The organism is Streptomyces sp. NPDC031210, assembly GCF_055570395.1.
Window position 1 is genome coordinate 1 of sequence record NZ_JBVIHH010000040.1, and the last position, 1,195, is coordinate 1,195.

A 1,195-nucleotide genomic window follows, 5' to 3' on the forward strand; every position below is an offset into this window, starting at 1 on the left:
TGAGCTGGGGGTGGCCGCAGAGACCAGCGAGAAGCGACTGTTTACTAAAAACACAGGTCCGTGCGAAGCCGTAAGGCGATGTATACGGACTGACGCCTGCCCGGTGCTGGAACGTTAAGGGGACCGGTTAGTGCGCTTTCGGGCGTGCGAAGCTGAGAACTTAAGCGCCAGTAAACGGCGGTGGTAACTATAACCATCCTAAGGTAGCGAAATTCCTTGTCGGGTAAGTTCCGACCTGCACGAATGGCGTAACGACTTCTCGACTGTCTCAACCATAGGCCCGGTGAAATTGCACTACGAGTAAAGATGCTCGTTTCGCGCAGCAGGACGGAAAGACCCCGGGACCTTTACTATAGCTTGATATTGGTGTTCGGTTCGGCTTGTGTAGGATAGGTGGGAGACTGTGAACTCTGGACGCCAGTTCAGGGGGAGTCATTGTTGAAATACCACTCTGGTCGTGCTGGATGTCTAACCTGGGTCCGTGATCCGGATCAGGGACAGTGTCTGGTGGGTAGTTTAACTGGGGCGGTTGCCTCCTAAAGAGTAACGGAGGCGCCCAAAGGTTCCCTCAGCCTGGTTGGCAATCAGGTGTTGAGTGTAAGTGCACAAGGGAGCTTGACTGTGAGACTGACGGGTCGAGCAGGGACGAAAGTCGGGACTAGTGATCCGGCGGTGGCTTGTGGAAGCGCCGTCGCTCAACGGATAAAAGGTACCCCGGGGATAACAGGCTGATCTTCCCCAAGAGTCCATATCGACGGGATGGTTTGGCACCTCGATGTCGGCTCGTCGCATCCTGGGGCTGGAGTCGGTCCCAAGGGTTGGGCTGTTCGCCCATTAAAGCGGTACGCGAGCTGGGTTTAGAACGTCGTGAGACAGTTCGGTCCCTATCCGCTGTGCGCGTAGGAGTCTTGAGAAGGGCTGTCCCTAGTACGAGAGGACCGGGACGGACGAACCTCTGGTGTGCCAGTTGTCCTGCCAAGGGCATGGCTGGTTGGCTACGTTCGGAAAGGATAACCGCTGAAAGCATCTAAGCGGGAAGCCTGCTTCGAGATGAGGACTCCCACCCCCTTTGAGGGGTTAAGGCTCCCAGTAGACGACTGGGTTGATAGGCCAGATATGGAAGACCGGTAACGGTTGGAGTTGACTGGTACTAATAGGCCGAGGGCTTGTCCTCAGTTGCTCGCGTCCACTGTGT

Annotated in this window: 1 rRNA gene; it reads left to right on the forward strand. The window is 56.2% G+C overall.

Features of this window, described 5'->3' with window-relative positions:
- A 23S ribosomal RNA gene (locus ACZ45Z_RS33235) occupies window positions 1-1,174 on the forward strand; the annotation flags it as partial.
- Between the last annotated feature and the right edge of the window lie 21 nt (window positions 1,175-1,195).